Origin of the sequence: Yoonia sp. (assembly GCF_014859355.1) — a bacterium.
In the GTDB taxonomy this organism is placed as follows: Bacteria; Pseudomonadota; Alphaproteobacteria; order Rhodobacterales; family Rhodobacteraceae; genus Yoonia.
This window is the reverse complement of the sequence record NZ_JACUUJ010000012.1, coordinates 23,380-49,918: the sequence shown is the minus strand read 5'-3', so window position 1 is coordinate 49,918 and position 26,539 is coordinate 23,380. Positions and strand designations below refer to the sequence as shown.

The window sequence follows — 26,539 nt, the reverse complement described above, 5'->3', positions numbered from 1 at the left end:
ATCAGACGTTCAGCAGTAGATGTTCGCGTTCCCACGGGCTGATCACTTGCAGGAATTCGTTATATTCGGCCCGTTTTACGATGGAATAGACGCGGGCGAAATCGGGGCCGATCACGTCGTGAATCGCCGTGGCGTTGTCGAACAGCTCCAAAGCGGCGTAAAGCCCCTGCGGGATTTCATCCTCGGCCTCGTAGGCGTCACCGCGCCAACGTTTGTCGGGGCGAATTTCGTCACGCAGGCCCAGATAGCCGCAAGCCAGCGATGCGGCGATCGCCAGATAGGGGTTGCAATCCATACCCGCCAGCCGGTTTTCGACGCGCCGTGCAGTCGGATCGGAAATAGGGATTCGGATACCGGTTGTGCGGTTGTCGCGGCCCCATTCCAGATTGATCGGGGCGGCGTGGTCGCGCACGTAGCGGCGGAAACTGTTCACATAAGGCGCGATCATGGCGATCACGTTGGGCATGTGTTCCTGCAATCCGCCGATAAAGTGGAAAAACGCATCGGTTTCGCCGCCCTGCGGGCCGGTAAAGATGTTGCGGCCTTTTTCATCCAGCACCGAATGGTGGATATGCATGGCCGACCCCGGCTCGCCCTCGATCGGTTTGGCCATGAAGGTGGCAAAGCAATCATGTTTCAGCGCGGCCTCGCGGATCAGGCGTTTGAAATAGAACACCTGATCGGCCAGCAAAATCGGGTCGCCGTGGCGCAGGTTGATTTCCAACTGCCCTGCGCCGCCTTCCTGCGCGATGCCGTCGATCTCGATCCCCTGAATTTCGGCATATTCGTAGATATCGTCGATCACCGGGCCATAGTCATCCACTGCCGACATCGAATAGGCCTGACGCCCTGCGGCGGGGCGCCCGGTGCGGCCCATCATCGGCTCGATCGGTTTGGCGGGGTCAATGTTGCGGCCCACAAGGTAGAATTCCATTTCCGGTGCGACGACGGGGGTCCAGCCTTCGGCCTTGTAAAGATCGACCACGCGCCGCAGCACGTTGCGCGGCGAAAACGGCACCGGATTGCCCTTTTGGTCAAACGCGTCATGGATCACTTGCAGCGTGCCATCTGCGGCCCAGGGGGCGGCGGTGGCGGTGGCCAGATCGGGTTTCAGGATCATGTCGGGTTCCAGAAATCCATCGGGGCCGGCGGCCTCGCCCCAGTCGCCGGTGATGGTCTGGAAAAAGATCGAATTGGGCAGGTGGAAATGGGTCTGCTTGTCCCATTTGATGGCTGGAACCGCCTTGCCGCGGGCAATGCCGGGCAGGTCGGCGATGACACATTCAACCTCGTCCAGACGGTTGTTTTCAAGGTAACGTTTTGCGGCTTCGGGGATATGGTTCGTCCAGGTCATAAGAGTTTTCTTTCCTTGAAGAAACCGGCGATTTTTTCGGCAAGCTTTGCGTTGTCGGTGGGTTCCCCAACGCTGGCATGGGCTGCGTCAAGCTGCGCATCAGGCACAACACCGGGGCCGCGCTGCCGGGCAAGTTCAGCCAGAAATTCAGCGCTGAATTCAGGATGCGCTTGCACGGTGAATGCGCGGTCGCCATAGATCAGTGCCGCGTTTTCGCAAAAGGCGTTGCTGGCAACCACTGTGGCATCAGCAGGGCGCACCGCTATCTGATCCTGGTGCCAGGCATTCAACGCGATGGTCTGGCCGTCCCAGTCATAGGTTTGTCGCCCGACAGCCCAACCGCCTGCAAATTTTTCAACCTTGCCACCAAGCGCCTGTGCGATGATCTGGTGACCAAAGCAGATACCAACCATCGGAATTTCGGCGTTATAGATCTGGCGGATCAAGTCCTCGAGCGGGGGGATGAAGGCGTGATCTTCATAGGCTCCGTGTTTGGAACCGGTGATGAGCCATCCGTTGTGGTCGGTGACTGCATCGGGGAATTGCATATCCACGATGTTATAGGTTGCGAACTCAAAGGCTTGCCCGGCCAGAAGCGTTTTGAACAGGTCGTCATAATCGCCAAAGCCCGCCAAAAGCTTGTCGGGCGCGTGACCAGTTTGCAGAATGCCGATTTTCATGGATGATCCGTGGATTTGTTTCAGCACAGGCTACCTTGACTGCTTGGCTGCCGCAAGCGTGTCCGTCAGACAGAAATTTCGCGAAATTTCTGTGCCCGCTCACACGGTATCAAGGTAAAGTTCGAGCTGTTCTTCAGGGCTGAGTTCCTGAAAATAATGCATTTCCTGTCGTTTGGTGCGAACGAAGTTGACCACCAGTTCGTCATTGAAAATCCGCCGTGCGAGCGTGCTGCCTTCGAACGCGTCAATCGCGGCACCCCAGCTGTGCGGCACCTGTGGCAGTTTTTGGGTGTAGGCGTTTCCGGTGATCGGGTCAGACGGTTTCATGTCATCCTCGATTCCGACAAGGGCCGACCCCAGCACGGCGGCGATGAACAGATAGGGGTTTACATCACCACCTGCGACCCTGTGTTCGATCCGCCGCGCCTGGAAACTGCCGCCAGGCACGCGGACCGATGCAGTGCGGTTGTCATAGGCCCAGCAGATGCCGGTGGGCGCGTGGCTGCCCGGCACCAAGCGTTCAAAGCTGTTGCCGTGCGGTGCAAAGATCAGCGCCAGGTCAGGAATGCCAGCAAGGCATCCGGCAATGGCATTGTGCAGCAGCGGGCTGCCTTCGTGGGTGTCGTTGGCAAAGACATTGTTGCCTTTGCTGTCGATCACCGAAAAATGCATATGCAGCCCGTTGCCTGCATAATCTGGATAGGGTTTTGCCATGAAACTGGCTGCCATACCGTGATTGCGCGCCGTGCCCCGCACCAGCATCTTGAACAGCCAGGCATCGTCGGCGGCTTTCAGCGCGTCGGGCACATGTTCAAGGTTCACCTCGAACTGGCCGATCCCGCCTTCGGAAATCGCCGCCTCGGCGGGGATGTCCATGATATCGCAGGCGTCGTAAAGCTCGTTAAAGAACTGGTCGAACGAATCCAGCGCGCGGAGCGACAGCACCTCGGCCCCGGCGCGGCGTTTGCCGGATCTGGGGGATTTGGGCTGGCGGATGTCGCGACCGCTGTCGTCGATCAGATAGAATTCCATTTCGGTGGCAACAACCGGGGTTAGCCCCCGTTCGGCATAGCGCGCGACGACGCTGGCCAGCGCATGGCGTGGATCGCCGCCAAAGGGCGTGCCGTCTTCGTGAAACGACCACAGCGGCAGTATCGCGGATGGCGATGACAGCCACGGCATCGGCACATAGCCGCGTTCGGTGGGCAGCAGCACCCCATCGGCATCGCCGCTTTCGAACACCAGTGGGCTATCGTCTATGTCTTCGCCCCAGATATCAAGGTTCAGCACCGACAAAGGAAACCGCGTGCCTTCTTTTTCCAGCTTGTCGGCGAAACGGCGGGGAACACGTTTGCCGCGTGCCTGCCCGTTCAGGTCAGCCGCGCCGCAGCGCACATTGCGCACCTCTGGATGGTCGTCAAGCCAGCTCATCTGATCACCTGTGGACGAATTCGCAGTCTGCGCCTTTGCTCCTGTGGCAAATGCCGGTTCAGGCGGCGGTTCACCATATTGAAGCCTGTTATGATGAGCAGTGTCAACAAAATGAAATAGCCCGCAAGGATGGGGTAGGGTACAAACGGATTGAAGGTTTTGTCAGCGAAATAGCTGGCATAATACAGTGCGTCACCCCGTTGTTGTGCCGCCGGAAAACCGGAAAAATAAACCAGTGTCGTGGCATGAAACAGGAAAATCGCTTCGTTTGTATAGGCAGGCCATGCCAGCCGCAGCATTGTGGGCCAGATAATCCGTCGGAACCGCGACCAGCCTGACAGACCATAGGCATCTGCCGCTTCGATATCGCCTTTGGGGATGGATTGCAGCGCACCATAGAAAATTTCGCCCGTATAGGCAGCGGTGTTCAAAAACAGCACCAGCAATGCACCGGCCCAGGCCGATGTCAGCGGGCTGAAAAACGGATAGGAGCCTTTGAGGCTAAGAAACAGGAAATATGCAAAAAAGAACTGGATAAACAGCGGCGAGCCGCGAAAGATAAAGATGAACCATTCCGATGGTTTACGCAGAAACGGGTTCTGTGCAGCTTTGCCCATGGCAACAGCCGTCGCCAGAAAAAAACCGGTGCAAAGTGCCACAATGCCAAAATACACGTTCCAGATCATGCCCGACCCGATCAGTGTGAATTGTTGGCACAGCGTGAAATCACTACGCGGCAAAAGTCGTTCGCCATAGCCGATGCTGCGCAAACCATAATCAAGCACCGTTTCCCAGCAACTCATGCGGTGGCCTTTCGCTGGCGTTCACCTGCGGCGGTGGCTTGACCCTTGGTCAAGCGCGCCATGATCCTGTCCAACACAATCTCGGATACCTTTGTAAAGCAGAGGTAAAAGACGAGCAGGGCAAGAAAATACCACATCCGCCAGTCAGAGTGTGGGTAATCCGTAAACTGCGGCGTTTTGGTGCCACCCAATTCGCGCGCCCAATAGACGATGTCCTGCACACCCAGCAGGAACAAAAGCGGCGTGGCCTTGATCAGCACCATCCAGAGGTTTGACAGGCCGGGCAAGGCATAGACCCACATTTGCGGCACAAGAACGCGCCAGAATGTCTGGCGGTTTGACATACCATAGGCTTCGGCAGTTTCCAGCTGACCACGCGGCACGGCAGTCATTGCGCCATAAAGCACATTCGCCGCAAAGGCGCCAAAGACCAGCGCAAAGGTGAACACCGCGATGAAAAATCCATAAGTTTCATGCACCCATTGCGGGGCATTGCCCAAAGGCATCTTGGCAGCCTGACAAACGACAAAATCACTGCCTTGCCACACTTCATCTGGCCAGTCCGGGCACTTGATCAGATGGCGAAGGTATTCGATCCCCTGATCCAGCGCGATGACGAAAAACAGGAAAAACGCAATATCCGGCACGCCGCGCACGATGGCGATATATGTCTTGCCAAACCAGCGTAGCGGGGTCACATGGCTGCGCGCCGCCGCTGCACCGCCAAATCCGAAGACCAGCGCCAACGGTGCTGTGATTGCCAGCAACAATAGGACAGTGCCGACCGCCCAATAGATTCCCATATGCTTGCCTGTTGTCAGGTAGCACGACAGCCACGTCAGGCCGTCAAGGGTGGCTGGGTCGGTGCAATAACTGAAAATGGCGGGGCCTTTGGGTCAGGTCAAATGTGACAGGGAAAAGGTTTTCGCGCCCCGGCATCGGGTGACCGGGGCGCAAGGATTTTTAGTAAGTGGTGGTTTCTTCGCCGAACCACTTGATCAGAAGGGCGTTCAGCGTGCCGTCTTCCTTCATCGCGGTGATTGCGGCATCCATTTTTTCGCGCAACGCGGGGTCGCTTTTGCGCAGACCCATGCCGATGCCACCGCCAAGTGCCACATCATCGCCGACAAACATCAAGGCACCGCCGGACGCATCCACGATCGGCACAAGGAAATCCTTGTCGGCCAGAACGGCATCAACTTCGCCCGCACGCACGGCGGCGACGGTTTCCTCGGGGTTTGGGAACTCCAGCAGACTGGCACCGCTGTCCACGACGTGACCGGCCTGAATCGTGCCCGTCTGTGCGGCAATCACGCCGCCTGACAGATCAACGCCGTCGGTGGCTGCCACATAGGCCGAAGCGGTCGGCGGGTAGTAATCCTGCGTAAAGTCGATGACCTCGGCGCGTTCATCCGTGATCGACATGCCCGCAATGATCGTATCGTAGTTGCCGGACACAAGGTTGGGGATAATGCTGTCCCAGTCGTTCGTGACCCATTGGCAGGTCAATGCGGCACGGGCGCAGATTTCGTCGCCGACTTCGCGCTCGAATCCGTCAACATCACCGTTGTCGTTGATGAAATTGTAAGGAGGGTAGGCACCTTCAGTGCCCATGCGGACAACGCTATGCGCATCGGCAAGGGCCATGCCGCCCATCAGGGTCAGTGCGAGTGGGGTTAGCATCAGTTTCTTCATTGTTTTCTCCGGTTCATGATAATCAAGATACGGTCGCAGATAGAAATCCGCGCAGCCGGTCGGTTTTGGGATGGCCAAAAAGGGTGGCGGGTGGGCCCTCTTCTTCGATCTTGCCTTGGTGCAGAAATACGACGTGGTCGCTGACATCAGCCGCCAGTCGCATGTCGTGGGTGACGATGATCATGGTGCGGCCTTCGTTGGCCAGATCCTTGATCACTTTCACAACCTCTTGTTCCAGTTCGGGGTCCAGCGCGCTGGTTGGTTCGTCAAACAACAGCGCCTTTGGTTCCATGCAAAGCGCGCGCGCGATAGCGGCGCGCTGTTGCTGACCACCGGACAATTGCGCCGGATAAGCCCCGCATTTGTCGCCGATCCCGACCTTGTCCAGATAGCGCCGTGCGGCGGCTTCAACCTCTGTCCGGTTGCGCTTCAGCACGGTCACAGGGGCCTCCATCACATTTTGCAGAATGGTCATATGCGCCCAAAGGTTGAACTGTTGGAACACCATCGACAGATGAGTGCGGATACGGATCATCTGGGCGTGGTCGCCCGGCCGGCGGGCCAGGCCGTGGCCTTTCCAGGTGACAGCTTCACCGCAAAACAAAATATCCCCTTGCTGGCTGTCTTCCAATAGGTTGGCGCAGCGTAACAGCGTCGATTTTCCCGATCCAGAAGACCCAATAAGAGATACCACATGACCTGCAGGGGCGACGATATCAACACCCTTCAGGACCTCTAGCGCGCCATAGGATTTATGCAGGTCACGGATTTCAATAACAGGGGCGTCGGATTCCACGTCGTGTCATCTTTTTATTGCATTTCTGTCAAGTCTGCCCATTTCCATGCGCGATGCAATCACTCTTGAACACTTTTTATGGATTGTTTCGCGCATCTGCCTGATTTTTAGTCACTCAAGGCAGGTCTGTGTGCAAAGTGTCGCGCGCTTGCAAATCTTCGGTGCAGGATCATGCCTTGGGCAGCATTGCGCGCAGTCGTGCTTTATGGCTGTCCTGATCAGTGACGCCCAACAGGGATGCGGTCATCCGCATCATGCTGTCCTCCTCATCCTCGCGGACCCCATCCGCCAGCACCACCGCCCAAAGCGCCGCCACCACAGCGACCCGGTCTTCATAGTCAACGGCGTCCTTGATTGCGCGGGTGAACCGCACTGTATCAGGCGCTTCGGCTTCAAGAACCTCGCATTTTGCGCGCAGGCTTGCCGCAGCGAAAGGGGACAGGCCGTAACGGCTGACAAGGCACCGGTCGATCTGGGCGATTTCAACATCCGCATAATCCCCATCCGCCCGCGCGATGCGCACCAAAAGTGCACCAAGCGCCAGCCGAGCGTCCGGATCGGGGAGTTTCTCAGGAGCGGGGGCGGCCAAGCGCCTTAGAAGATCAGCAAACATATGCCTTACATAGCCCCCTTCAGTTGCTGTTGAAAGAGCGCGCCCAGCCGTGCGCCTTCTTGTGCAAAACCATATGGCGGATTCACGACAAAAAGCCCTGATCCGACCATGCGGTGACCGGGACGCGCCGGGGGAAAGCGCACCTCGTGCACGACCGCGTCAGGGATGGCGGCGCGCAGGGCGCTGATCATCGGCAGATGCGGGGCATCTGTCAGGATGGGATACCACAGCATAATGACCCCAACCCCCCATTTGCGATGGATCTTGGCGATGGTGTCGGGGATCGTCTGGTAATCCGCCTTTACTTCATATGACGGATCAATCAGCAAAAGCCCCCGGCGCGGGTCGGGCGGGCACAGCGACAGGGCCATTTCCCAGCCATCGCGCTGGCGGAAAATGCCGCCATAGGGGGCCATATTTGCATGAAGGCCGGCAAATTCCTGCGGGTGCAATTCTGACAGGTGGATCGTATCCATCGGGCGCAGGATTTCGGCGGCGACAAGAGGCGATCCTGGGTAGGCGTTGGGCCCGTGGGCGGCACGGATGCGCGCCAGAACCTTTGCATAGGGGTGATCGGGGGCGAACCAGTCTGCCGCGATTACAATCCCCTTGGCCGCTTCGCCTGTCTTGGTGGCGGCTGCATCGGCCAGATCATAAAGCCCCCGCCCGGCGTGCGTTTCCAGGTAAGACAGCGGCTTGTCCTTTTGCGTCATATAGTCCAGCGCCCAAGCCAGCAGACTGTGCTTATGCACATCCGCCAGATTGCCCGCGTGATAGCCGTGTTGATAAGAAAGCATCGCCCGCCCCCTTGTTTGGTAGTGCAGTCATAACAAATCAGACCAAGGCCAAGGGTGCATCATATCGCATTATACAGCACATGAACGACTGGCGATATCGCCTGCGCACACGGCCCCCTTAGACCAAGCGCGACGTTTCCACAGCGGCCCGCACGAAATCCGCGAACAGCGGATGCGGCGCAAAAGGTTTCGATTTCAGCTCGGGGTGGAATTGCACGCCGATAAACCAAGGGTGGTCTTCCCATTCCACGATTTCAGGCAGTTTTCCGTCAGGCGACATGCCAGAGAATTTCAGCCCGACCTTTTCCAGCGTCTCGCGATACTTGATATCCACCTCATAGCGGTGGCGGTGGCGTTCGTCGATGGCGGTGGTGCCATAGATCGCAGCGACCTTTGATCCTTCGGCCAGTGTGGCGTGATACGACCCAAGGCGCATCGTGCCGCCCTTGTCATCATCTGCCTTGCGCGTCACGTTTTCGTTGCCCTGCACCCATTCTTTTAGGTGATAGACCACGGGTTCAAAACGTTTCTTCCCGGCCTCGTGGTCAAATTCCTCTGACCCGGCGGTAGTCAGGCCGGCCACATTGCGCGCCGCCTCGATCACCGCCATCTGCATACCCAGACAGATCCCCAGATAGGGGATTTTCTTTTCGCGGGCGAATTGTGCCGCCTTGATCTTGCCTTCGGTGCCGCGTTCGCCAAAACCACCGGGCACGATGATCGCGTGATAGCCTTCCAGATGCGGGGCGGCATCGTCGCGGTCGAACAATTCCGCATCGACCCATTCGATTTTCACCTTGACCCGATTGGCCATGCCACCATGGGTCAGCGCCTCGGCAATCGACTTATAGGCGTCTTCCAACTGGGTGTATTTGCCGACGATGGCGATTTTCACATGGCCTTCGGGGTTGTGAATGCGGTCATAGACATCGTGCCAGACATCCAGTTTCGGTGCAGGCGCGGGCGAAATATCAAAGGCATCCAGCACCGCCTGATCCAGCCCCTGTTCGTGATAGGCGAGCGGCGCCTCGTAGATTGATTTCAGGTCATAGGCGGCGACAACGGATTGCTTGCGCACATTGCAAAACAGCGCGATTTTTTCACGCTCTTTTTCAGGGATCGGATGTTCGGACCGGCAGACAAGGATATCGGGGGCGATCCCGATGGATTGCAGTTCCTTGACGCTGTGCTGGGTCGGTTTGGTTTTCAATTCCCCCGATGCGGCCAGATATGGCAGCAGGGTCAGATGCATGAAAATACACTGGCCACGCGGTTTGTCATGGGCGAACTGGCGGATCGCCTCGAAGAATGGAAGGCCTTCGATATCACCGACGGTTCCGCCGATTTCACACAGCATGAAATCGACTTCTTCGTCACCGATTTTCAGGAAATCCTTGATTTCATTGGTGACATGGGGGACGACCTGAATGGTTTTACCCAGATAATCGCCGCGCCGTTCCTTTTCCAACACGTTGGAATAGATGCGTCCGGAACTGACCGAATCTGTTTGCCGCGCAGGCACGCCTGTGAACCGTTCGTAATGGCCAAGGTCCAGATCGGTTTCGGCGCCGTCATCGGTCACGAACACCTCGCCATGTTCAAAGGGCGACATGGTGCCGGGATCGACGTTCAAATAGGGGTCAAGCTTGCGCAGACGCACTGAAAAGCCGCGCGCCTGAAGCAAGGCACCAAGAGCCGCAGAGGCAAGCCCTTTGCCGAGGGATGACACAACGCCGCCGGTAATGAAAATGTAACGCGCCATTGGCTGGAGCCCCCGAGAAAAATTCCAAAATTTGTGGAAAGGCGAACCGTCAAATTCACATCATCACGGGATTTGGCATATAGCGGATTCGCCACAGATGCGCAACCGATGCCGCAAGATCATGTTAACTTGCGCGCCGGTTGTGCAACTGATTGTGTTTAGTCGCCAGATGGAAGCAAAGGCGTTTCATCCGCTGATGGTGGCAGCAAGCTTTCGCCAAGATCTGGCACGCCAGACCCTTCCACCGCAGAAGACCCGCCACCCAGACGATCGACCACTGATGTTCCCGCGGATTTTTCGGCGGCAATCAGCGTCAGTGTTATGGATGTCGCAATAAACGCAATCGCCAATGCCCATGTGAATTTGCTCATCGCGGTGGGTGCAGGGCGCCCGCCCGTTGCGCCGCCGCCGCCGCCCATGCCAAGGCCACCACCTTCGGACCGTTGCAAAAGAACGGTGCCGATCAGGCTAAGCGCCAGGATCAAATGGACGATAAGAACGACGTTTTCCATACAAAGCTGCCTTTCAGGGCGCGGGTGCGATCCAGCCGTATCTAAAAGCTGCCGTCCGGTCCCGCAACCCCTGATATGCCTCAGTTTCTGCCCGATGATCTGGGGCGTGTTGCGCCTGGGTCCGGTCACAGCGGTAAAAAACCGGTGCGGCTGCGGTTCGTGGGGACGCATCCGCTGATGCTGCGCAGCAAATTTCCTGTTTCGCAAGCGCGGACGCAACGATATAGGGGGACCGTCAGCACAGAAGGAACAGACATCTTATGGCAAATGTGGTGGTCGTTGGGGCCCAATGGGGCGACGAAGGCAAAGGCAAGATCGTAGATTGGTTGTCTGAACGCGCCGATGTGATCGCCCGTTTTCAGGGGGGGCACAATGCCGGCCACACGCTGGTGATCGACGGCAAGGTTTACAAACTGCACGCGCTGCCCTCGGGTGTGGTGCGCGGGGGTAAGCTTTCGGTTATTGGTAACGGTGTGGTGCTGGACCCGTGGCACTTGCTGGGTGAAATTGAAACACTTCGCGGGCAGGGCGTCAGTATTACACCGGAATCGTTGATGATCGCGGAAAATACCCCGCTGATTCTGCCGTTTCACGGCGAATTGGATCGCGCCCGCGAAAGCCAGTCCTCTGTCGCCAAGATCGGCACAACGGGACGCGGGATTGGGCCGTGTTATGAAGACAAGGTTGGCCGCCGCGTGATCCGGGTGGCTGATCTGGCCGACGACGCGACGCTGGAATTGCGTCTGGACAGGGCGCTGGTGCATCATGATGCGCTGCGGCGCGGTTTGGGGCTGGACGCGATCGACCGTGATTCCGTGCTTGCCAGCTTGCGCGAAATCGCGCCCAAGATCTTGCAGTACGCTGCCCCGGTGTGGAAGGTGCTGAACGAACAGCGCAAGGCTGGCAAGCGTATCCTGTTCGAAGGCGCGCAGGGCGCCCTGTTGGACATTGATTTCGGCACATATCCGTTCGTGACTTCTTCGAACGTGATCGCAGGGCAAGCGGCCACCGGTGTTGGCATGGGCCCCGGGGCGATTGATTTTGTTTTGGGAATCGTCAAAGCCTACACGACCCGTGTGGGCGAAGGGCCGTTTCCGACGGAACTGCACGATGATGATGGTCAGCGGTTGGGTGAACGCGGGCACGAGTTTGGGACTACCACGGGCCGCAAACGGCGCTGCGGCTGGTTTGATGCCTGTCTGTTGCGGCAAACCTGTGCCACTTCGGGCATCGACGGAATCGCTTTGACCAAACTGGACGTGCTGGACGGTTTTGAAACCTTGCGGATTTGCGTGGGCTATGACCTTGACGGCAAAACGCTGGACTATTTGCCCACAGCGGCTGACCAACAGGCCCGTTGCACGCCGATCTACGAAGAAATTGCGGGTTGGTCAGAATCGACCGAAGGCGCGCGGTCCTGGGCGGATCTGCCTGCGCAGGCGATCAAATATGTGCGCCGAATTGAGGAGCTGATCGATTGTCCAGTCGCATTGGTGTCCACATCGCCCGAGCGTGAAGACACGATTCTTGTGACCGACCCTTTCGCAGATTGATGGCGATGGAATATAAAGCCCGCAAGCGACTGGCGCTTGCCGTTCTGGTTTTGGGGCTGCCCGCCTATATCGTGCTGGCCGTCACCTTGATGAGCGAGGCGGCGCGCTTTCATAAGGTCATTGAGTTTTTCATCTATGTTGCACTTGGGATTGGCTGGGTGTTTCCGCTGAAATGGGTGTTTCGCGGGATCGGCCAGCCCGACCCTGATGCCAATGATTGACATTTTGGGCAGGCCAGCGCGGTTAAAATGACAAAGGCGGGGCTGTGGCCCCGCCTATTTTTCATTCGCGCTGACAGGACCAGCAGTTTCAGACAGATCTTTCATCCGGACGAAACCGCGTGTCCTTGGCAACGGTAAAACGGCCGTTGTTCAACTTGACGATCCGGTTTTGGCGTAACAACTGACCAAAGCAGCGCAAACCGTCTTCACGCGTAATTTCATCAGACGATGCGACTTGCACCTTCTTCATGACCTGCGGGCGTGAAAACTCTTCATCGCCTTCTACAAAAGCAATGTAGGCAGCGGCAGCCTCCAGCAAATCGCCAAGTTCGGTGGCTCCTTTATCTGCGGCAAATGCGGCAAAATCTCCGTTTGGCGAGTCTTCGCTGTCTTTTTGGGCTGCGATCTGGCGCAATCGGTCTGCCGTGCGCTCAATCTTGGACGCGGGTTCATCGACGCGCTGTGACGGAACCAGTCTCAGGGGGCTTGGGCTGGACGCCTCCTTGCTTTCGTTTTTGACGATTTCTTCGTCTTCGGCCTTTTGCGCATCCAGATCGTCGCGGAACGCTTCACCGGGGTCTTCTGCTTCGGTGCCGGGGTCGCCCAGCTGGCGTGCGGCCTCGGTTGCCGCGACGGCCGCCTTGAGCTGTGCAAAGGCATCGCGCTGGCGTCGGCCCAGGGGTTCGTTCAGCCGTTGGTCGGCCTGTGACAGGATCCGGCTGATGGCCGCATCAACGTTGCCGGGCAACTCATCGCGTTTAGACTTGATTTCGCGGCGCATCGCGATGGCCTGTTCAACTTCGGCCACTTGTTTGCTCAGCTCAATGCGGTCGTCAGTCATGTCCGGCACATTTTCGGACGATGTAACGGCAACATTGGCGGGCGCATCTGCGGTGTCGGACGCAGGGTGATCGTCAGTTGTGTGGTCAACTTCCGTGACTGAATCGCTTTCTTGTAGCTCAGCATCGGCGGCGTTGCGTATGGCTCCTGTGCTTTCGGAAACCGCCTTTTTCTGAATGACCGATTGCGCTGCATGCCGTTGGGCCAGTTCTGCCAACCGCTGCGTCAGCGGATTGGCGGCTGGGGCTATGTCATCTGTGTCAGTGTCTGTGGTCGAATCTTCGACCAAGGTATCGTGCGTTCCGGTTGTGGCCGCACGTCCAACGATGGCACGAATACGCTGAAGCTTTGCCGCCACGCTTTCGGCAGTATCAGCCGACGGCCGACCGGCCTTTGCAGGCGCAATGTCAGTCTGGGCCAGCGCAGGCTGGACCATCGCAACCACCGGCGCGGCGTCTTCGTCCTCATACTCTTCGTCGAACATGTCATCTTTAGGGGCGATATCACCCGCCTCGTCCGCTTTGGCGTTCGATTCCGGGGCAACCGCGTCTGCCGGTTCCGAATCTTCTGCGGCGGTTTCCTGCAAAGGCGCGGTGTGGTCTGGTGCGACCGACGGCTTGATGCGCAGGTCGGGCTTTTCTGTCAGGTTGTCTGCCGCTGAACGACGCACATGCAGGTTAAGCCGCTGCGCATCTGTTTCTGCCTCTACTTGCACGGATACGCCGGTTTTCCGGGCGGTCATCTCAGCCAAGGCGTCAAGGTCAGGGGCCTGCGGGGCCATGTCCATAAAACGGTCGTGACCGGCAAGCTGATGAAAGAATGTGACGACGGTTTTCATTGTTTCCACAGAATCATCGAAACCTTCCAGCCGGCAAGAAAAGGTGCCATAGCTGACGTCCAGAATTTGATGCGTGTCGCTCATGAGGTCATTGCTTTCCACTGTTGTCGGCTTTAATTCCAAGGCCTAACCTGAACCAGACCCGGTACCAGTAAGACGTTCCATTCGGGATCATTTTGTGACCGTTTTGGGGAATGTTTGTGAATTGGGGTCAAATTAATGTCAAATGAACATATTGTTTCCAGCTCCGGTGTCATTGGTTTGATCGGCGGGGCCAAGGTAGAAGTTACTGAAATAAAACAGCTTTTGCCATTGATCACAGATATCGTTGCCGCTGATGGGGGGGCAGATCATCTTCTTGCTGCGGGGCTGATTCCGGCGGCGGTGATCGGCGACATGGACAGCATCACCGACCGGGCGCAGCGCGCATTCAAGGATCGCCTGCACCGCATTGGCGAACAGGAAACGACGGATTTTGAAAAGGCATTAACACGCATTGGCGCCGCCTGTGTGCTTGCCTTGGGGTTTACGGGCGGGCGCATGGATCATGCGCTGGCTGTGCTGAATGTTCTGGCACGGCATGCGCACCGTTCGGTTGTCTTGCTGGATGGCAGTGATGCCAGTTTTGTCGCGCCGCAATCGCCGGTCAGGCTGGACTTGCCGCTAGGCAGCCGCATTTCGCTGATGCCGCTGGCCGATACGGTTGTCACGGCAACAGGTCTGCGGTGGCCGTTGAACCGGGCGCAGATGCAGCCTGCGGGGATGACCAGCGCGTCAAATGCAGTGGCAGAGCAGCACGTCGAAATTTCAGCGCAGGGTCCGGTGCTGATCACGTTGCCACGGGCGCATCTGGCGGAGGTCTTGCGCGCCATCGGTGCAGATCGCGCCTGAACACGGTGCGTAACAGGCCCTAGCAATTCGGCACGTTCACGGCCAGCCCGCCCAATGCGGTTTCCTTGTATTTTTCGGACATATCCGCGCCTGTCTGGCGCATGGTTTCCACCGCTACATCCAGCGAAACCAGATGCTTGCCATCGCCGCGCAGCGCCAGCGAGGCCGCAGAAACCGCCTTGATCGCACCCAGGCCATTGCGTTCGATGCAGGGTACCTGCACCAAGCCGCGCACCGGATCGCATGTCATGCCAAGATGATGTTCCAACGCGATTTCAGCGGCATTTTCGATCTGTTCGACCGTGCCGCCCAGCACCGCGGCCAGACCGGCGGCGGCCATGGCGGCGGCACTGCCCACCTCGGCCTGGCAGCCGCATTCGGCACCGGAAATCGAGGCGTTGAACTTGATCAGCCCGCCAATCGCCGCTGCCGTCAGTAGGAATTCCGGCACCCGCGATGCACTGGCCCCCGGCACATGATCCAGCCAATAGCGGATCGTCGCAGGCACCACGCCTGCCGCGCCGTTTGTTGGCGCGGTGACGACCTGCCCACCGGCGGCGTTTTCTTCGTTTACCGCCATAGCATAGGTGGACATCCAGTCGTTGATCGTGTGGGGCGCAGACAGGTTCACGCCGCGTTCGGCCAGCAGCGCATCGTAAATCCCTTTCGCGCGCCGGCGCACTTGCAATCCGCCGGGCAAAATGCCGTCGGTCTTCAGGCCACGGTCGATGCAGGTGTTCATCACCTCCCATATCCGCAGCAGCCCCCTGTCCAGATCGGCGCTGGGCATGCGCGACAGTTCATTGGCGCGTTTCATCGCTGCGATGCTTTTGCCGCTGGCCGCGGCCATATCCAGCATCTGCTGCCCCGTTTGAAAGGGATAAGGGACGGCCGGGCCGGTATCGGTGTCTTCGCCTGTGGCCAGTTCTGTGTCCGTCAGAACAAAGCCGCCACCGATGGAATAATAGGTCACTTGCGTGATCACATCACCCTGGGCGTCTACGCCACGCAGGATCAACCCATTGGGATGGCCGGGCAGGGCGGGGCCGTAATCAAACAGCAGATCATCCTTGGGGTGGAAACGCAGCGGGCCAAGCCCTGACGGCAAAACGGTGTGTTCGGCGTTGATGCGGGCCAGTTCCGCCGCGGCCTTTATGGCGTCGTAGTCTTCGGCGCGCAGTCCCGCCAGACCAAGGATCACGGCCCGGTCGGTGGCGTGGCCGACGCCGGTAAAGGCCAGACTGCCATGCAGCGACGCTCGCACGCCCGCCACGCCAAAGGGCTGCGCGCGCAGATGGTCAAGAAAACGCGCCGCCGCCACCATTGGCCCAATGGTGTGCGAAGATGACGGGCCGACGCCCACCTTGAACATATCAAAGACAGAAAGAAACATCAGACGGCACTTCCTTCCGGGGGATGGCAGGGCAGAGGGGCGGAAAACGGTTGTGGGCCAAGCCCTTCGGCATCAGAGGCGCGCCGGGCAGCCGGTCGTGCCTCATAGCTTTGGGCAAAGCGCATCAGGCGCGGCCAGCGGCGCAGGTCAAACCAGTCTGTCTGCCCGCCATAAAGCGCGGGCCAGCGCAACAGCGGGCCAAGATAACAGCCCTGCGCCGATGGCGCCTCTGTGTCTAGCCAGTCAGCCTGGCTTGCGCTTTCCAGAAGATCAAACAGGGCGGTCAGGCGCGTGCGTGTCCGTGTGCGCAGCGCCTCTGGGGCGGTGGCAGTGTATTGATCGGGATAAAACAGCATCCGCTGTGTGGGATGCAGCGTGTTCGCCAGCCAGATCAGCCATTGCAGCGCAGGCCCGCGCGCGGGATCAAGCGGCGGTGGCATCAAGATGCCAGACCTATCGGCCAGCCACAAAAGGATTGCACCGGTTTCAAACAACGGCCCATGCGGCGTTTCCAGCACGGGGATCAGCCCGTTGGGGTTCAACGTCAGAAAGTCGGCAGATTTCTGGCCGCCTGTTGCCCGATCCACCAGAACCGTGCGGTAGGGCAGGTGCAATTCTTCCAAGGCAAGACGCACACAAAACGAGGCGTTGTCGGGCGCGTAATGCAAGATCAGGGGCTTTGTCATCCTCCAACCCTAGCCCAGCCGCGCCGGACAATCCGTCCAAATGCGACCTTTGCCTTCAAAAACGCGGTTCCGGGTGCGTGCGGCGCGCATTTGAGGTCTCGCACCTGCGGCGGAAATTGATATAACGTCGGCAAGAAGCGTTGGAGAAAGACCATGACCAGTGAATTGTCACCCATTGAAAAAGCGAAATTCATCGCCGCCAAGCAGGCGACAGAGTATGTGAAATCCGGCATGAAGGTTGGTCTGGGGACAGGGTCAACTGCGTCTTGGCTGGTCCGCTGTCTTGGCGAGATGGTGCGCGATGAAGGCTTGCAGATCAAGGCTGTGCCGACCTCCAGCAGGACCGCGCAACTGGCCCGTGAAGTTGGTATCGATGTGATCACGCTGGATGAAGCGCGCTGGCTGGACGTGACCATTGACGGAACGGATGAATTTGATGCGGATCTGTGCCTGATCAAGGGCGGCGGTGGCGCACATTTGCAGGAAAAGATCGTGGCGACAGCCAGCGATCAGATGATCGTGATCGCTGATGCCAGCAAAAAGGTGGATACGCTGGGTTCATTCCCGTTACCGCTCGAAGTGATCCCGTTCGGGGCAAAAACGACCCAGGCCCTGATCGAAGAAACGTTGATCGGCATGGATGTTCTGGGCCGCGATGTGACCCAGCGGATGGCGGGTGATATGCCTTTCATCAGTGACGAAGGCAATTTCATCTTTGACCTGCATCTCAGGCGCATTGGCAATCCGCGCCAGTTGAGCCTGATCTTGAACCAGATCCCCGGAGTGGTCGAGAATGGCCTGTTCATAGATATTTGCGACGTTGTGATCCTTGGTTACGGGGATGGTCGCGTAGAAGTGACCGACCTGACCAATGACAGCCATCAGGAACTGCGCTTTGACGTCCGCGATGATGACAACATCTTTTTCGACATTGCCGATTGATCGACCAAAACACGCGAGGGAGCCAGACCATGGCATTTGACTACGACCTTTTTGTTATTGGCGGCGGTTCTGGCGGGGTGCGCGCCGCGCGGACTGCTGCGGCAACCGGTGCCAAAGTGGGGCTGGCGGAAGAGTTCCGTATGGGCGGCACGTGTGTGATCCGGGGCTGTGTGCCAAAAAAACTGATGGTTTATGCGTCAGGTTATTCGGAAATGTTTAAGGATGCCCGCGCCTATGGCTGGGATGTGACAGATGGGCCGTTTGACTGGTCGAAATTCCGCAGCCACCTGCACCGTGAACTGGACCGGCTGGAAAGCGTCTATCGCAAGTTGCTGGATGGGTCCGATGTGGCAATTTTCGATTGTCGTGCCACGCTCAAAGACCCGCACACCATTGCGCTGGGCGACGGGCGGGACGTGACCGCGAAACATATTCTGATCGCCACGGGCGGGCGGCCGGTCCTGCCGGACATTCAGGGTGCTGAACTGGGCATCACCTCGAACGAGATTTTCAATCTTGAAGATATGCCCAAATCCATCCTGATTATTGGCGGCGGTTATATCGCGTCGGAATTTGCGGGAATTCTCAACGGTCTGGGCGTGGCTGTGACGCAATTCTATCGCGGTGCGCAAATCCTGCGCGGCTTTGACGAAGAGGCCCGCGGTCTTGTTGCCGAAGGGATGCGCGCAAAGGGTGTGGACCTGCATCTTGGCACGAATATCGTTGATATCCGCGCCGCCAAGGATGCCGATTTTTCCGATTCCATGGGCACCCCGATGGAACAGGGAAAACCGGCGACCGTGGCCTCTGGCGGGGGTGGCCGTGGCATATGGGTCAAGGCCACCAACGGGATCGAACAGGTGTTTGACCAAGTGATGTTCGCGACCGGACGTGCGCCCAATACCGAAGGAATGGGGCTCGAAGCCGCCGGGGTCGCGCTTGGCCGCAGTGGTGAAATTATCGTCGACACCTTTAGCCAGACCAAGGTGCCGTCTATCTATGCCATCGGCGATGTGACGAACCGGGTGCAGCTGACCCCCGTGGCCATCCGTGAAGCGATGGCCTTTGTTGAAACGGTGTTCAAGGGTAACCCAACGCCGGTTGATCACGACCTGATCCCGTCGGCCATTTTCACGCAACCCGAATTTGGTACGGTGGGTTTGTCAGAAGAAGACGCCAGAGCAATGGAACCGGTTGATATCTATTGCACGTCTTTCAAGCCCATGAACCATGCCTTTTCCGGGCGCAGCGACCGGGTGCTGATGAAACTTGTCGTCAGCAAGGCAACCCGCAAGGTGCTGGGCTGTCATATCGTCGCAGATCATGCGGGCGAGATGATTCAGTTGGCGGGTATTGCGGTCAAGATGGGGGCGACCAAGGAAGACTTTGATCGCACCGTTGCTGTCCATCCGACGATGGCCGAAGAACTTGTTACCATGAAGGATCCGGTGCGCAGCGCTTGATTTCGTGGGCAAAGACCACACATGACACAACACAGAGGCCTTAAAGGCCGGACCGATGAAAAGGGAAGAATAGTAAGAACATGGCAGGAAATACTGGAGGCCCCTGGGGGGGTGGCGGAAATAATGGGTCAGGCGGCGGTGACGATGACCGTAACCGTGGTGGCCGCAGACCCGGCAACGACGGACCGAATATTCCTGAAATTGATGACCTGGTAAACAAAGGCCGCGAACAATTGCGTGTTCTGATGGGCGGCGGGGGCCGGGGCGGCGCGGGCGGACCGGGTGGCGATGGTGGCCCCGGGCCGCAACTGACGCGCGGGTCGATCGGGCTTGGGCTGGTCGCGATTGTCGCGCTTTGGCTTTTTGCGTCCTTTTACACCGTCAAACCTGAGGAAAAGTCAGTCGAGCTGTTTCTTGGCTCTTATTACAAAACCGGAGAGCCAGGTCTTAATTTTGCACCATGGCCGGTTGTGACGCGCGAAGTTGTGGCAGTTTCAACCGAACGCAACATCGAAATCGGCACAAACCGCATGCGCCAGGAAACCGGGCTCATGTTGACGGGTGACGAAAACATCGTTGATATCGAATTCCAGGTCGTCTGGAACATTATTGACCCGCAGATGTTCCTGTTCAGCCTGTCAGATCCGCCACAAACCATTGCTGCGGTGTCTGAATCAGCCATGCGGGAAATCATTTCGCAGTCCGAACTGGCGCCGATCCTGAACCGGGACCGGGGTGCCATCGCGGACCGTTTGCGCGATGATATCCAGTCTTCGCTGGACAGCTACAATTCAGGTGTGAACGTCGTGCGGATCAACTTTGACAAGGCCGACCCGCCGGATCCCGTGATTGCATCTTTCCGCCGGGTGCAGGACGCCCGACAAGAGCGTGACCGCGTGCAGAACGTCGCCGACGCCTATGCCAACCGTGTCGTCGCAGAGGCCCGCGGTAGTGCGGCACAAATTCTGGAAGAGGCCGAAGGTTATCGCGCCCGCGTCGTGAACGAAGCACAGGGTGAAGCAAGCCGTTTCTCGGCTGTATTGTCAGAATACCAGAAAGCACCGGAAGTGACGCGCAAGCGTTTGTACCTGGAGACAATGGAAGGTGTGTTGCGCGATGTCGAGATCATCCTGATGGATGATAACGCAGGCGGCAGCCAGGGTGTTGTGCCTTATCTGCCACTGAATGAAATGCGCCGCACCACTGCTACGACAGGAGGGTCAAACTAATGCGGAAAACAGCTCTTATTATCCCCGCAATCGTTGTCGTTTTGGTCGTTGCAGTATCGTCCATTTTCATTGTCGATGAACGTGAAAAGGCTCTGGTGCTGCAATTCGGCCAGATTGTCCGCGTCAAGGAAGACCCCGGTCTCAGCTTCAAGATACCGCTGATACAGGAGGTTGTAAAATACGATGACCGCATCCTGAGCCGGGATCTTGACCCGATCGAGGTCACGCCAGCCGATGACCGCCGGCTTGTCGTTGACGCCTTTGCGCGTTACCGGATCGTGGATGTAGAACAGTTCCGCCGCGCCGTGGGTGCGGGTGGTTTGCCCGCCGCGTCCCAGCGGTTGGACAGCATTCTGCGCGCCGGCACCCGAGAGGTGTTGGGGTCGGTATCATCTAACGATATCTTGTCTGTGGATCGTGCGGCTTTGATGTTGCGCATTCGAAACAGCGCAATCGCACAGGCATCCGCGCTTGGATTGCAGGTTCTTGATGTGCGCCTGAAACGGACAGACCTCCCCGAGGCCAACCTGAACGCAACATACGAACGGATGAAAGCTGAACGTGAACGTGAAGCCGCCGACGAAATCGCGCGTGGTCGTGAAGCCGCGCAACGGATCGAGGCACAGGCCGACCGGACAGTGATCGAACTGGTTTCCGACGCGGAACGCGAAAGTCAGATCGTTCAGGGTGAAGCCGATGCGCTGCGGAACGAAATTTTCGCAGAGGCCTTCGGGGCAGATCCGGAATTCTTTGAATTCTATCGGTCCATGACGGCCTATCAACGGGCGCTACAGGCCGGCAATACAACGATGGTTTTGTCACCTGATAATGAATTCTTCAATTATTTGAAGTCAGATCAGGGTAGTGCGGCAACGCGCTGATCTGTTCAGAAGCCACCAAAGGGCCAGCCATTGCGCTGGCCCTTTCCCGTTTGGGGGCATGGCAATGACTTCACAGGGCGGTGATAGGGTTTGTGTTCTGTCCGTCTTGCCCTAAATATCTAAAGACAGATCATCGGCGCCCATATTGTCATGGGCATTCCAACCCCACAAGGAGACAGCCTGTGAAACAAACGGCAATCGCAATTCAGCAAAATCAGGCACAGGCCCGGCGCGTGTTGACCGCGCTTTTTTCGGTGTTGGCGGTTGCGCTCGCGCTGCTGTTGGCCCAGGTGACGGCGGCCACCGCGCAAAACCGCCCGAATACCTTTGCCGATCTTGCACAAAAGGTCAGCCCATCGGTGGTGAACATCACGACCAGCACAATGGTTGCCGGCCGCACCATGCCACGCGGGATCGTTCCTGAAGGATCCCCATTCGAAGATTTCTTCAACGATCTTGACCGTGGCCGCCCAGATGGTGCCCCGCGGCGGTCATCTGCACTAGGGTCAGGTTTCGTGATCTCGGCAGACGGGTTTATCGTCACGAACAACCACGTGATTGAAGGTGCTGACGAAATCCAGATCGAATTCTTCTCGGGCGAAGAAATGCCTGCCACATTGATCGGCACGGACCCCAACACAGATATCGCTGTCTTGAAGGTGGATGCTGAAAATCTGCCGTTTGTGCAATTCGGTGACAGCAATGCGGCAGGTGCGCGGGTCGGTGACTGGGTGATGGCGATGGGCAACCCGTTGGGGCAGGGGTTTTCTGTGTCGGCCGGTATCGTGTCGGCGCGCAACAGGGCCTTGTCGGGAACCTATGACGATTACATCCAGACAGATGCAGCGATCAACCGGGGAAACTCTGGCGGGCCGCTGTTCAACATGGACGGCGACGTGATCGGTGTGAACACGGCCATCTTGTCGCCCAATGGCGGGTCGATCGGGATCGGCTTTGCGATGTCATCTGCTGTCGTGTCCAATGTTGTGGACCAGTTGATCGAATTTGGTGAAACCCGGCGCGGCTGGCTGGGCGTGCGCATTCAGGATGTGACACCGGACATGGTGGATGCCATCGACGGGCTGGATCTGGCGCGCGGTGCGCTGGTCACGGATGTGCCTGCTGGCCCGGCCGAAGATGCCGGCATGATGTCGGGCGATGTGATCGTGAATTTTGATGCTGTCGCGATCGAAGACACCCGCGAATTGGTCCGTATCGTGGGCAATTCACCGGTTGGTAAATCAGTGCCGGTCAGTGTGCTGCGTGACGGGCGTATGGTCGAACTGACCGTCGTTCTGGGACGGCGTGAAACATCCGAAGCTGTCGCGTTCCCTGCGTCGAGCGATCAGCAAGAAGAACCTGAAGAAGCTGAAATCATGGGGCTGACCCTATCGGAAATCACCCCTGAACTGGCCGAGCAATATTCTTTGACGACTGAAACAGGGCTGGTTATCACGGCAATCAATCCTGAAAGCGATGCCGCCTCCAAGGGGTTGTTGCAGGGCGATGTGATTACTGAAGCCGGACAGAAACCCGTTGCTTCGGTCATTGATCTGCAAGATCAGATCGCGGTTGCGACAGAAGCCGGGCGGCGGTCAATCCTGCTGTTGGTGCGGCGCGGGGGCGACCCACGCTTTGTGGCGCTGGTTCTGGAAGACTGAGCAACCCTTCAAAAATAACAAGCGGCCCATCTTGGGCCGCTTTTTTTATGCGATCAGGCCAGGTCTGCCTGTCTGACCTCTGGCTGGCGCAGGTTCCAGACCAACAGACCGATCACGGCCGCGGCTGCACCCAAATGCAGCAGCAGCGCACCGGGCCAGATGCAGGCCAGTCCGGCGACCCCCAGAACAATCCTTGACACTGGACCAATCGGTCGTTCCATACAGCCCTGCATCGCCGAGGCGAGCGCATAAATGCCGACAACGCCAAAGCTGAAGATCACCAGCATCACCCCCCAGTCGCCTGACAGAAACGGCGTGTAGGCCATCATCATCGGCACGATATACAACCCCTTGGCCAGCTTCCAACTGGCGAATCCCGTGGCCATGGCAGGTGCCTTGGCTATCGCGGCGGCGGTAAAGGCGGCCAATGCGACGGGTGGTGTGACGTTACTGTCCTGTGACAGCCAAAAGATGATCATATGCGCCGAAAGCACGGCGGCTATCATCACCTGCGCGGGAACCACCATGTCGCGCAGGGGTGCGGCAATTTCCAGGGGCAGGCTTTTGATGATGGCCCCCGCTTCGGTGGTGGTCAATGGCCCGGCCAAGACCGAAGGATCGGGCAAACCAAACATCAAAATCGCACGGGCCGCATCGGGAAGGGTGCCGCTGGCCAATGCATCAATGACAAAACGGTCCGCGATCATTCCGGCCAAAGCCGGTGCGGACAGGGTCGCCAACACGATATAGGCCGCCGTCACCGGCAGCCCCATCCCCAGCACAAGGCTGGCCAGAGCGATCAGCACGATTGCGATAAACAGGTTGCCACCGGCCCAGTCAGCGATCATCAGGCTAAATATATTGCCGATGCCCGCAGTGGCGATCACGTTGACCACCAGACCGACCGAACACAAAAGCACGGCCGTCATGATCATACCCTTCGTGCCCATCACCAGCGCCTCGACGACGGCCTTGGGGCCCATTGGCGTGGTGGTCAGCCAGCTTGATACGATGACAGCCAGAATACCGAATACGGCAGCATAGGCAGGCGTAAACCCTGACACCAACAAGCCGATCAACCCGCCGATGGGCAGCATAAAGCTTGCGCCACCTTTGACAAAGGCCGACCGCAGGGTTTCGCCGTTATCGTCCATCGGGGGCAGGCCAAGGCGGCGCGCCTCGATCCGCACGAAAAACATGACCGAAAGGAAATACAGCAGCGCAGGCAGGGCTGCGACGGCAACGATGGTTTCATAGGGTATCTGGGTAAAACTGGCCATCACAAAGGCCCCCGCACCCATGATCGGCGGCATGAGCTGGCCACCGGTTGATGATGCGGCCTCGACCCCGCCTGCGAATTTAGGGGGGAAGCCTGCCTTTTTCATCAGCGGAATGGTGATGACCCCGGTGGACGCCGTGTTCGCCACGGCTGACCCGGAAATCGTGCCTGTCAACCCGCTTGCGATGACCGCGACAATACCCGGCCCGCCGACCATGCGCCCCGCGACAGCACGGGCAAGGTTGATGACGAAATCCCCCGCACCAGAGCGCAGCAGGAACGCCCCGAAAATGATGAATAGAAAAACGTAGGTCGATGAAATTCGCGCAATTGTGCCGAACATGGCATCATCGCCATAAATCGACCGAAACGCGATCGTTTCCCATCGCAGGCCGGGAAAGCTGAAAACACCTCCGACATATTTGCCCCAAAACCCGATATAGCTCAGCGATATGATGATCAGCCCCGGTATGATCCAGCCGGTCAGGCGGCGCGTCAGTTCGATTGCGCCAAGAACGCAAGCGATGGCCGCGGCCCAATCCAGCGGGGCCAGTTTCACCCCGCGGTCATAAATCGCGTTTTCGGCGGCAGGCAGGTAAATGGCGGCAGCCGCAATCACGCATCCCAGTGTCAGGTCAAATGCCAGCATCGCACGGCTGCGTGTGCGACCCCTGACCAACGGATACAGCAGAGCTGCCAGAAAGGCGAAACCGGCAAAGTGATAAGCGTTGCGCTGAAATTCCGAAATGATCGGGTCGAAGGCCACATAGATGTGCCCGACAGCGATCATCAGGCAAATGATCGTCAGGGCGAGATTGGGCAGCCGGTTGAATTCGCGGAGGATCAGTCCCTCGGACGGGCGTTCTTCGGACATGGTGGAAACCCCTTGGCAAATGCGGCCCACAGCAAATCCATGGGCCGCATGTCAGCTTAGTCGGCGATCAGGCGCGCGGGGACATCAATTCCGACTTCCTGATAATAGCGCAGCGCGCCGGGGTGCAGCGGCAGCGGCAAACCTGCAATGGCGGATTCGATTGCCATCACCTTGGTGGCGGGGTGAATGGCCTGCAAGAATGGCAGGTTTTCAAAAATCGCCTTGGTAATCAGATAGACATTTTCTTCTGGGATATCAGCGTTCGTGGCCAGGAAGTTTGGCTGTGCGACGGTCATCACATCGGCGGTTTGGCCCGGATAGGTGCCTGCCGGGATCAGGTAAGGCGTCCACAAGTCGCGGCCATTGTCGGCAGCGATCCGCTGTTCCTCGGTAAATGACAAAAGCGTCACGCTGTCACCGGCAGAGGCCATCAATTGCGCGATGGCACCGGTTGGCACACCTGCGGGGGCACCCAACCCTTTGACCTGCCCGTTTTGCAGGGCATCCGCCGCCGGGCCATAGCCGCCATAAACAAGTTCGTAGTCGGTATTGATATCAACCCCCAGCCCTTCCAGCAGGGCACCGTTGGACCCGATCGTGCCAGAGTTCTGTGCGCCAAACGCCATTGCCGCGCCCTTGAGCGCAACGAGGTCAGACATTGTGCCGGTGGTGGCGGCATCAGATGAAATGACGAATTGTTCTACGTTCTGCCAAAGCATACTGACAGATCGCAGATGGTCTTGCGGGCCTGCCTGTTCCAGCGGGCCAGTGCCGCTGGCCGCGTAATAACCATAAAGCCCTTGCAAAATGGCAAACTGTGCCTCGCCTTCGCGCAGCAGCCGGACGTTCTCTCCTGATCCGGCGGAACTGATTGCGGACATGCCGATGCCTTCGCTGGGTTCCAGTTTCACCTTTACCAAGGTTGAAAGTGCGACGCCCACTGGATAATAGGTGCCCCCCGTTGATGCGGTTGCCAGAATATAGTTTGCTTCTTCGGCTTGCGCAGCCGGAGCCGCCAACACAAAAGTTGCCGCGACGGCGGCTTTCAGGACGTTCATGATGTCTCCTCCCATTGTCGTTTTGGTGTCGCCCAGTTTTCTGCGCTGACAGGAAAAAGAAACATGGGTGTCCTGACAAGAACAAGGGCTATCGACAAAATGCGGACAAATAATTGAAAATAATAATAAAATAAGAAAAAAATATACTGGTCACGCAGGGTGTGTGCGGTATTCCGCACGGATGATAGCGCCAACATCAGTTTCAAGGATCAAATAGCGGGCCGGTGACTCGGGTCTGTGGATCGGGAAACCATTTCGGAATGGGACTGGCAGAACCTGAGGTGCTG

General features: G+C 58.1%; 24 protein-coding genes. 8 read left to right on the top strand and 16 right to left on the bottom strand.

What is annotated here, in order from left to right:
- Position 1 precedes the first annotated feature (1 nt).
- From IBX59_RS06495 to secG, 11 genes are all read right to left on the bottom strand, one after another.
- Entirely contained in the window at positions 2 to 1,354 is a 1,353-nt protein-coding gene (locus tag IBX59_RS06495; RefSeq protein WP_296373631.1) for a glutamine synthetase family protein, read from the bottom strand.
- Positions 1,351 to 2,034, bottom strand: coding sequence for a type 1 glutamine amidotransferase (locus tag IBX59_RS06490; RefSeq protein ID WP_296373630.1), 684 nt, complete (start codon positions 2,032 to 2,034; stop codon positions 1,351 to 1,353). The genes IBX59_RS06495 and IBX59_RS06490 overlap by 4 nt, the downstream gene beginning before the upstream one ends.
- Positions 2,035 to 2,133: 99 nt before the next feature.
- Positions 2,134 to 3,465 carry a glutamine synthetase family protein gene (locus IBX59_RS06485; RefSeq protein ID WP_296373628.1) on the bottom strand — a complete coding sequence of 444 codons (1,332 nt, stop codon included), beginning with the start codon at positions 3,463 to 3,465 and terminating at the stop codon, positions 2,134 to 2,136.
- Positions 3,462 to 4,268: an ABC transporter permease subunit gene (locus IBX59_RS06480; protein WP_296373626.1), complete on the bottom strand. Its 807-nt coding sequence runs from the start codon at positions 4,266 to 4,268 to the stop codon at positions 3,462 to 3,464. Before IBX59_RS06480 ends, IBX59_RS06485 begins: the two co-directional genes overlap by 4 nt.
- Positions 4,265 to 5,149, bottom strand: a complete 885-nt coding sequence (locus tag IBX59_RS06475; RefSeq protein WP_296373675.1) for an ABC transporter permease — start codon at positions 5,147 to 5,149, stop codon at positions 4,265 to 4,267. The genes IBX59_RS06480 and IBX59_RS06475 overlap by 4 nt, the downstream gene beginning before the upstream one ends.
- An 82-nt stretch (positions 5,150 to 5,231) precedes the next feature.
- A complete protein-coding gene (locus tag IBX59_RS06470; protein ID WP_296373604.1) occupies positions 5,232 to 5,963 on the bottom strand; it encodes a transporter substrate-binding domain-containing protein in 732 nt (243 codons plus the stop codon).
- Between the two features lie 22 nt (positions 5,964 to 5,985).
- On the bottom strand, positions 5,986 to 6,759 hold the full coding sequence (locus IBX59_RS06465) for an amino acid ABC transporter ATP-binding protein (RefSeq protein ID WP_296373602.1): 774 nt from the start codon (positions 6,757 to 6,759) through the stop codon (positions 5,986 to 5,988).
- Between the two features lie 169 nt (positions 6,760 to 6,928).
- Positions 6,929 to 7,372 carry a TerB family tellurite resistance protein gene (locus IBX59_RS06460; RefSeq protein ID WP_296373600.1) on the bottom strand — a complete coding sequence of 148 codons (444 nt, stop codon included), beginning with the start codon at positions 7,370 to 7,372 and terminating at the stop codon, positions 6,929 to 6,931.
- 5 nt (positions 7,373 to 7,377) lie between these two features.
- Positions 7,378 to 8,169, bottom strand: a complete 792-nt coding sequence (locus IBX59_RS06455) for a 23S rRNA (adenine(2030)-N(6))-methyltransferase RlmJ (protein WP_296373597.1) — start codon at positions 8,167 to 8,169, stop codon at positions 7,378 to 7,380.
- 118 nt (positions 8,170 to 8,287) lie between these two features.
- The gene (locus IBX59_RS06450; RefSeq protein WP_296373594.1) at positions 8,288 to 9,931 is read right to left on the bottom strand and encodes a CTP synthase; all 1,644 of its coding nucleotides are present in this window, start codon (positions 9,929 to 9,931) and stop codon (positions 8,288 to 8,290) included.
- Positions 9,932 to 10,089: 158 nt separating this feature from the next.
- Positions 10,090 to 10,443, bottom strand: a complete 354-nt coding sequence (gene secG / locus IBX59_RS06445; protein ID WP_296373592.1) for a preprotein translocase subunit SecG — start codon at positions 10,441 to 10,443, stop codon at positions 10,090 to 10,092.
- A 260-nt stretch (positions 10,444 to 10,703) separates the two neighbouring features.
- Here secG and IBX59_RS06440 point away from each other — a divergent pair, with 260 nt between their 5' ends.
- Positions 10,704 to 11,996: an adenylosuccinate synthase gene (locus IBX59_RS06440; protein WP_296373589.1), complete on the top strand. Its 1,293-nt coding sequence runs from the start codon at positions 10,704 to 10,706 to the stop codon at positions 11,994 to 11,996.
- Positions 11,996 to 12,217, top strand: a complete 222-nt coding sequence (locus tag IBX59_RS06435; RefSeq protein ID WP_296373587.1) for a DUF2842 domain-containing protein — start codon at positions 11,996 to 11,998, stop codon at positions 12,215 to 12,217. The genes IBX59_RS06440 and IBX59_RS06435 overlap by 1 nt, the downstream gene beginning before the upstream one ends.
- Before the next feature lie 88 nt (positions 12,218 to 12,305).
- Here IBX59_RS06435 and IBX59_RS06430 read toward each other — a convergent pair whose 3' ends face one another.
- The gene (locus IBX59_RS06430; protein ID WP_296373585.1) at positions 12,306 to 13,979 is read right to left on the bottom strand and encodes a hypothetical protein; all 1,674 of its coding nucleotides are present in this window, start codon (positions 13,977 to 13,979) and stop codon (positions 12,306 to 12,308) included.
- A 135-nt stretch (positions 13,980 to 14,114) separates the two neighbouring features.
- Here IBX59_RS06430 and IBX59_RS06425 point away from each other — a divergent pair, with 135 nt between their 5' ends.
- The gene (locus tag IBX59_RS06425; protein WP_296373583.1) at positions 14,115 to 14,786 is read left to right on the top strand and encodes a thiamine diphosphokinase; all 672 of its coding nucleotides are present in this window, start codon (positions 14,115 to 14,117) and stop codon (positions 14,784 to 14,786) included.
- A 19-nt stretch (positions 14,787 to 14,805) separates the two neighbouring features.
- Here IBX59_RS06425 and IBX59_RS06420 read toward each other — a convergent pair whose 3' ends face one another.
- Positions 14,806 to 16,179: an L-serine ammonia-lyase gene (locus tag IBX59_RS06420; protein ID WP_296373580.1), complete on the bottom strand. Its 1,374-nt coding sequence runs from the start codon at positions 16,177 to 16,179 to the stop codon at positions 14,806 to 14,808.
- Positions 16,179 to 16,865 (bottom strand): glutathione S-transferase family protein, encoded by a 687-nt coding sequence (locus IBX59_RS06415; RefSeq protein ID WP_296373579.1) that lies wholly within the window; start codon positions 16,863 to 16,865, stop codon positions 16,179 to 16,181. Before IBX59_RS06415 ends, IBX59_RS06420 begins: the two co-directional genes overlap by 1 nt.
- Before the next feature lie 153 nt (positions 16,866 to 17,018).
- Between IBX59_RS06415 and rpiA the strand changes: the two genes are divergently transcribed.
- The 5 genes from rpiA (at position 17,019) to IBX59_RS06390 (ending at position 23,041) form a co-directional block, all read left to right on the top strand.
- Positions 17,019 to 17,807 carry a ribose-5-phosphate isomerase RpiA gene (rpiA, locus tag IBX59_RS06410; protein ID WP_296373577.1) on the top strand — a complete coding sequence of 263 codons (789 nt, stop codon included), beginning with the start codon at positions 17,019 to 17,021 and terminating at the stop codon, positions 17,805 to 17,807.
- A 29-nt stretch (positions 17,808 to 17,836) separates the two neighbouring features.
- Positions 17,837 to 19,270: a glutathione-disulfide reductase gene (gorA, locus tag IBX59_RS06405; RefSeq protein ID WP_296373575.1), complete on the top strand. Its 1,434-nt coding sequence runs from the start codon at positions 17,837 to 17,839 to the stop codon at positions 19,268 to 19,270.
- An 80-nt stretch (positions 19,271 to 19,350) separates the two neighbouring features.
- Positions 19,351 to 20,499, top strand: a complete 1,149-nt coding sequence (gene hflK / locus IBX59_RS06400) for an FtsH protease activity modulator HflK (protein WP_296373573.1) — start codon at positions 19,351 to 19,353, stop codon at positions 20,497 to 20,499.
- Entirely contained in the window at positions 20,499 to 21,380 is an 882-nt protein-coding gene (gene hflC, locus IBX59_RS06395) for a protease modulator HflC (protein WP_296373571.1), read from the top strand. The genes hflK and hflC overlap by 1 nt, the downstream gene beginning before the upstream one ends.
- Positions 21,381 to 21,613: 233 nt before the next feature.
- Entirely contained in the window at positions 21,614 to 23,041 is a 1,428-nt protein-coding gene (locus tag IBX59_RS06390) for a Do family serine endopeptidase (RefSeq protein ID WP_296373673.1), read from the top strand.
- Between the two features lie 53 nt (positions 23,042 to 23,094).
- Here IBX59_RS06390 and IBX59_RS06385 read toward each other — a convergent pair whose 3' ends face one another.
- Complete coding sequence (locus IBX59_RS06385; RefSeq protein ID WP_296373569.1) at positions 23,095 to 25,194, bottom strand: TRAP transporter fused permease subunit; 2,100 nt, start codon at positions 25,192 to 25,194, stop codon at positions 23,095 to 23,097.
- A 56-nt stretch (positions 25,195 to 25,250) separates the two neighbouring features.
- Positions 25,251 to 26,252, bottom strand: a complete 1,002-nt coding sequence (locus tag IBX59_RS06380; protein WP_296373567.1) for a TAXI family TRAP transporter solute-binding subunit — start codon at positions 26,250 to 26,252, stop codon at positions 25,251 to 25,253.
- Positions 26,253 to 26,539: the final 287 nt, after the last annotated feature.

Bases quoted from the DNA above. Each gene is read 5' to 3' on its own strand.
- hflC (WP_296373571.1), top strand. From the start codon at position 20,499: ATGCGGAAAACAGCTCTTATTATCCCCGCAATCGTTGTCGTTTTGGTC.
- IBX59_RS06385 (WP_296373569.1), bottom strand. From the start codon at position 25,194: ATGTCCGAAGAACGCCCGTCCGAGGGACTGATCCTCCGCGAATTCAAC.
- IBX59_RS06435 (WP_296373587.1), top strand. From the start codon at position 11,996: ATGGCGATGGAATATAAAGCCCGCAAGCGACTGGCGCTTGCCGTTCTG.
- IBX59_RS06425 (WP_296373583.1), top strand. From the start codon at position 14,115: ATGTCAAATGAACATATTGTTTCCAGCTCCGGTGTCATTGGTTTGATC.
- IBX59_RS06450 (WP_296373594.1), bottom strand. From the start codon at position 9,931: ATGGCGCGTTACATTTTCATTACCGGCGGCGTTGTGTCATCCCTCGGC.
- IBX59_RS06455 (WP_296373597.1), bottom strand. From the start codon at position 8,169: ATGCTTTCTTATCAACACGGCTATCACGCGGGCAATCTGGCGGATGTG.
- IBX59_RS06415 (WP_296373579.1), bottom strand. From the start codon at position 16,865: ATGACAAAGCCCCTGATCTTGCATTACGCGCCCGACAACGCCTCGTTT.
- IBX59_RS06480 (WP_296373626.1), bottom strand. From the start codon at position 4,268: ATGAGTTGCTGGGAAACGGTGCTTGATTATGGTTTGCGCAGCATCGGC.
- IBX59_RS06490 (WP_296373630.1), bottom strand. From the start codon at position 2,034: ATGAAAATCGGCATTCTGCAAACTGGTCACGCGCCCGACAAGCTTTTG.
- IBX59_RS06430 (WP_296373585.1), bottom strand. From the start codon at position 13,979: ATGAGCGACACGCATCAAATTCTGGACGTCAGCTATGGCACCTTTTCT.
- IBX59_RS06485 (WP_296373628.1), bottom strand. From the start codon at position 3,465: ATGAGCTGGCTTGACGACCATCCAGAGGTGCGCAATGTGCGCTGCGGC.
- hflK (WP_296373573.1), top strand. From the start codon at position 19,351: ATGGCAGGAAATACTGGAGGCCCCTGGGGGGGTGGCGGAAATAATGGG.
- IBX59_RS06440 (WP_296373589.1), top strand. From the start codon at position 10,704: ATGGCAAATGTGGTGGTCGTTGGGGCCCAATGGGGCGACGAAGGCAAA.
- secG (WP_296373592.1), bottom strand. From the start codon at position 10,443: ATGGAAAACGTCGTTCTTATCGTCCATTTGATCCTGGCGCTTAGCCTG.
- IBX59_RS06420 (WP_296373580.1), bottom strand. From the start codon at position 16,179: ATGTTTCTTTCTGTCTTTGATATGTTCAAGGTGGGCGTCGGCCCGTCA.
- IBX59_RS06380 (WP_296373567.1), bottom strand. From the start codon at position 26,252: ATGAACGTCCTGAAAGCCGCCGTCGCGGCAACTTTTGTGTTGGCGGCT.
- IBX59_RS06470 (WP_296373604.1), bottom strand. From the start codon at position 5,963: ATGAAGAAACTGATGCTAACCCCACTCGCACTGACCCTGATGGGCGGC.
- IBX59_RS06460 (WP_296373600.1), bottom strand. From the start codon at position 7,372: ATGTTTGCTGATCTTCTAAGGCGCTTGGCCGCCCCCGCTCCTGAGAAA.
- rpiA (WP_296373577.1), top strand. From the start codon at position 17,019: ATGACCAGTGAATTGTCACCCATTGAAAAAGCGAAATTCATCGCCGCC.
- IBX59_RS06495 (WP_296373631.1), bottom strand. From the start codon at position 1,354: ATGACCTGGACGAACCATATCCCCGAAGCCGCAAAACGTTACCTTGAA.
- gorA (WP_296373575.1), top strand. From the start codon at position 17,837: ATGGCATTTGACTACGACCTTTTTGTTATTGGCGGCGGTTCTGGCGGG.